The 4348-nt window shown below is 40.0% G+C and carries 2 protein-coding genes and 2 pseudogenes; all 4 read right to left on the reverse strand.

The features are described from left to right. Positions 1-320 (reverse strand): annotated as a pseudogene (locus tag SB773_RS29645) (serine hydrolase domain-containing protein); the annotation flags it as partial. A 758-nt stretch (positions 321-1078) separates the two neighbouring features. Next, positions 1079-1494: pseudogene (locus SB773_RS29650) on the reverse strand (phospholipase D-like domain-containing protein); the annotation flags it as partial. Positions 1495-1782: 288 nt separating this feature from the next. Then, positions 1783-3867: a serine hydrolase domain-containing protein gene (locus tag SB773_RS29655; protein WP_410593777.1), complete on the reverse strand. Its 2085-nt coding sequence runs from the start codon at positions 3865-3867 to the stop codon at positions 1783-1785. A 94-nt stretch (positions 3868-3961) separates the two neighbouring features. Continuing rightward, on the reverse strand, positions 3962-4348 hold a 387-nt coding region (locus tag SB773_RS29660), incomplete at its 5' end, for a serine hydrolase (protein WP_410593779.1).

Here is a 4348-nt window from a genome sequence, read left to right on the forward strand (position 1 = left end):
CGAAAATCTGTTTTCATTGGTTGCTTGGTTCTCAGATCCGCTATCCCAGCGGCATAACTCCACGTTTTTCCACCCTCGGAAGTTTTAGCAAGTATCCCCGGGTATCCAAGTTGCAATGTATCCCGCATTGCTTGCTTAACGGAAGTACGATCTCTTTGAGTGCTTGTTTGTAACGAACTAGATACATTTTGAGTGGGCTCTGCTTTTACAATTGAAGTTGGCGTTGTGTATAACAGGGAACTTCCAGCTATTAAAAGGGCAAGACTTGCAAATTTAATTTGGCTACGTGTTTTCATAAGGCGTTCCTCTCCTCTATTCATATTGTATAGGTGGTTGCTTGCTGTTTCGTACTAACCACACAGCTATCATCTCCACCAATGACAAAAGGTCAACATTGAATTCGTAATCATCTTCATAATTATTATTTTTACAAACACCATTCTGTCCTAGGTAAACCCCTCTTTTCCCACATATATGTTAACCCCAAAAATTACTTCTTTTCCTTGAAACACTCTTGTTACTGGTTTGTTTTTCATATATAAGTCATATCTGTTCCGCCTTTCACGCCTCTTTATATTTTTATCATACACAATGAAAATCTCTTTTTTCTTACCCATTTCTTACAAATTACTTACGTTCAAAATAGCTTCTATAATAGGATAGAAGGAGTATCTGTACCGGAAAGTTCAGTAAATATATTAATCAAAAAGAAACACAGAGGTTTTTCACCTCTGTGTTTCTTTTTTCCATCCTTTTAAATATTAAAAGTCGATTTACTCTTAACAGGATGAATTCTGGCTCTTTTTTAATGTAATTTTTCTTCTTGCAATACAACACAAATGACATTGTGCTGCATGAAACACTCCTAACGTTGTTAAAATCAATTGTTTTTAAGTCGAAATTTATTAAATATCCATCAACCTAACAGAACAGATTGCCCAAAAACGATAAAAATGAACTTTGTATCTATAAAAAACACAAAATTTTCGTTTAAGAGGAACTTCAAAATCTTAACTTGATAGGCATGTGGCGAGACCCCTATCATTTTACTATTCCTTAATATAAAAATTCTTTGTTTTTACAAATAATACTCAAACATTTTTGCAACCTTTTCTTTCATTTTTTCTTTTATAGATAATTGATTGACGTCAGAGGATGTTACCCTCTTTGAATTTTGTAAGTCTGCAGTAATGACTGGCTTTATTTTCGAAATATAGACAGGGTCTTGGATATAACAGTTCATTTCTTCATTTAAATGAAACGAGCGCGAATCAAAATTCACGGTCCAACCATCAATACTTTTTCGTCAATCAAAAATACTTTACCGTGTAACACTCCCTTTTTATAACCATATACTTCTATTCCCTGTTTTAATGCTTTTCGGATATATGGATACGCTGCTTCTTTAACTAACAGTGCATCCGAATGAGGTGAGAACAGAATTTTGACACGGACTCCCCTCTTTCTTGCATCTACTAATGCTTTCCAAATAGTAAGGAATAATATTCATACTATAAACTATGTGGTTACTTCATAGTCAATAAATAAAAAAATTTAAAATCAAAACTGGCTGTTTTTAGTGATGAAGGAGTACATGTCTGGTTCTGTTGCAAAGTTTCTTAACAGCTAAAAAGTTGGTATGATAGCTGTTCTTGCAGAGTTTGAGCGTGATATTATTCGTGGAAAGCCTCTTCGTAAAGATAATGTGTAAATACAAACAAAACCAGCAAAACACCTTTTCTGTGTCGTACTGGTTTTGTTGAAGTCCATCTTGAATTGTAGCTAGTTCAACGTGATTGCAAATTCCGAGTTCGGCGCGCCAGCAAATACAACCGATCCGTTTTTCGGCAGTTTTACTTTGTTATTGCCGCTCACAACGGTAAAATTGACGCATACTCCCTTCTCATCATACACCGCGAATGAACTCTTCGATGACAACGTCACGCTCATCGTTTTCCCTGCTATCGCTTGTGGGATCGTAAACCATTTCGCATGCCCATTTGCTTGTAGCGTAACTTTGGATGATTGGCCTGCATCAAGCGGTTTTACGTTGGATCCACTTACGTATAACAATCCGGCCATCTCCATATATTCACTGCCGCCTTCTGTATAGAAATGAGTTTCCGTCGTATCACGGCCATTCATCACGGGGATCTGGAGCTGATGCGCCGCGGTGTTCGGACCTGTAATTTTTCTGCCGTCCCAATAGCCCGCCAGGCCTTCCTTGCGAGTAATTTGTGTGGTAATAAGTTTCGGTTGAACGAGATATTCAATAGAACTAAATTTCTCGTTCACGAGATAGAACTTGACGCCTTCCCGCTTCGCCCATGCGGCAGCGGTTTTCTTCGATAGCACGTTGTCTTCTAGTTTCTCGGCTAAATAGTGAGTCATCACATTTTGCCCTAAGCCTGGCGTCGATTTATATGTGCTCTCCTTCAAATAAGTTCTTCCATTTTTCTCAGTGACGAAGTTGAGCTTGGAAGTACCCTTCTCATTAATAAAGCTTCCATTCGCAGTATATACATATTTTTCTTCTCGATTAGATGGTAAGAACAGTTCTCCATTCTTCGTAATTTCTATTTTGAAATGACTTTCGCTATTGCCGTAAAAGCCCGCTTTCTTCGTCACGTCTTGAGGCATCTTGGCCTTGACCGGCTTGCCAAAGGATTTGTTTGGCTTGATGTCCTTAATTGTGCCCTTCTCTTTAAGCGCGGCGAGCAGTAATTCAGTTGCCAGTAGTTGATTTGTAGAGCTTTGGCCGCCGGATGACAACACAGCCACTGCCATCTTCTGTTCCGGAAGCACGACCAGTATAGCATGTTGCAGTGTTGTATCGCCGCCCTTAGCCATGCTTTTTATCCCATATTCACTGAATGGGTATAGTTTCACACTATCCCAGCCAAGACCATAGTTGAAAATATTACCTCCATCCCCCGGCCACATTCCTTTTTTATATTCCTCTTGCTCCATCGCCTTGACTGCCTTATCAGAGAGGATCCCTTTTCCCTGTCCCATAAATAATTGTGAGAATCGTACCATATCTTCTGCCGTGGAAGAGATCCCTCCCGAACCAATCACATTCACCGATTCAATGGGAAGCTTCCCTTGGTACGCCGGAAAATAGAGTCCAGCCCGCTTATCGTCTTCCCATTTGTCCTGCGGCGTTTTCGTATGATTCAGCTGTAAGGGTTCTGTAAACCGTTGATGTATAAATTCGGTAAAGCTCATACCGCTGACTCTTTCCACCAAAATCTCGGCCAGCGTAAAGCCGTCGTTGCAGTATACCGAGAACGCGCCAGGATCCGCCTTCAAGCTTTGGTTGAACAATTGCCGCATCAAGACATCATGGGCATAGGTATCATTATCGTTAAATAAAAATGCATTACTTAACGTGGAACCTTGCAAGCCGGAGGAGTGGTTTAACAGCATACGTGGCGTAATGCGTTTGTACCGCTCGTCTTTCATCTTGAAATCAGGAACATAGTGGACGACAGGAGCATCCAAATCGACTTTTCCTTCGTCGACCAATTTCATTACAGCCGCTGTTGCATACATTTTACTGACTGAACCAATCCCATATAGAGTATCTTTGTTCAGCCGCTGTTTTCCTTCCATATCGTTCTTGCCTGTCTGACCCGACAAAATAAGTTTACCATTATCAATTAGCGCATACTGCACGCTAGTCGTCCCATAGGACTTCGTGAGTAGCGCAGCCTTCTCTGCCGCAATCTTCTCCAGTTCTTGGTTAGCAACTTCTTGGTTAGCTACAACCGGAGTCTTACTGCTTGAAGATGCTATCGCCCCTGTTGGTAGGATCATCGTTAGCGCTAATGTAGCGGCTAACACCCCAGATAATTTATTTTTCATGAGAGAATTGCCTCCTTAGATAAGTAATCGAATTCATCACTTATTTGTTTAACTATAAAAAATATGACAAAATTTATCCGTTTTTCTTTTTTGCCTACTTGCTAAATTCAGCAAGTAAAATATTTTTAAAAGGATCAGGACTGTCAGCTCTACCCAAACTATTCCAATTGACGACCAACGTATGCTTGCCTCCAAGTTTACCTCCAACAAGAGTAGTAAACCCTAGAATGCCACCTGTGTGTCCCCATATCGAGACATCGTTTTGAAGCTTAGTTTCATAGATTCCAAGACCATATCCATCGATTCCTTCTTTTCCTGTAGGAACTGTAGTAAGCATTTGTTTTAGTTGCTGTGCTTTCAGTAATTTACCCCCGAGCAAGTAAGAGAAGAATTTATTTAAGTCATCAGCAGTAGAAATCATATCTCCAGCCGAGCTACCTATACTTGGATTAAAATAAGTAACGTCTTTTAGCTCACTTGC

Origin of the sequence: Bacillus sp. SIMBA_074 (genome assembly GCF_046534555.1) — a bacterium.
Lineage (GTDB): Bacteria > Bacillota > Bacilli > Bacillales > Bacillaceae_G > Bacillus_A > Bacillus_A mycoides.